Genomic DNA, 887 nt, shown 5'->3' on the forward strand with positions numbered 1-887 from the left:
AAAACAGGGTTTCCAACTCCATCAAGCGCCATTGATGCGGCTACATCTGCTGCGACTGGATGAGAACACTTATCAGTTTGTTTGGTGTCATCATCACATCTTACTGGATGGTTGGTCGTTACCGTTGGTGTTTCAAGACTTGTTTGCGTTTTATCAAGCCATCTGTGATGGAGAAAATGTATCATTACCACCAACTGTCAACTACCGCAACTACATTGCTTGGTTACAGCAACAAGATTTAAATTCTGCCAAAGAATTTTGGCAACAAAAACTCTTAGGTTTTAGCACTCCCACCCCGTTGAGAGTAGACAAACCACTCTCACAACGGCAACAGCATTCCCGTTACGATGAACAACACATTTACTTATCCGCACTCGCAACTTCACAAGCGGTGGATTTTGTCAAACAGCACCAATTGACACTGAATAATTTGGTGCAGGTTACCTGGGGATTGCTCCTGTCTCGCTACAGTGGTGAAACCGATGTCGTCTTTGGTGCCACCTTGTCTGGTCGTCCCCCCGCACTCCTTGGTGTGGAGTCGATGGTGGGGATATTTATCAATACAGTGCCCGTGCGCTGGCAAATCTCCCCTCAGACAGATTTGCTGAGTTTGTTGAAAGATTTACAAACCCAACAGGTGGAATCCGAACAATTTTCCTACTGCTCATTAGTAGAAATTCAAAGTTTGAGTGACATTCCTAGGGGTACGTCTTTATTTGAGAGCATTGTCGTGTTTGAGAATTATCCGGTAGATGCCGATACTTTACAAGACGATGGCGGTTTGACAGTGGCGGATTTTCGAGGGATCGAACACGCAAATTATCCCCTGACAGTTGTCGCCGGACCGGGGGAGCAATTGTGGTTGAAGGTGAGCTACGATACCAATC

General features: G+C 45.9%; 1 protein-coding gene. It reads left to right on the top strand.

Translation table 11 applies throughout. The features are described from left to right. Positions 1-887 (top strand): condensation domain-containing protein (locus tag WA1_RS51985; protein ID WP_272819497.1); only part of this gene is annotated, 887 nt, incomplete at both ends.

This window comes from Scytonema hofmannii PCC 7110 (assembly GCF_000346485.2).
In the GTDB taxonomy this organism is placed as follows: Bacteria; Cyanobacteriota; Cyanobacteriia; order Cyanobacteriales; family Nostocaceae; genus Scytonema; species Scytonema hofmannii.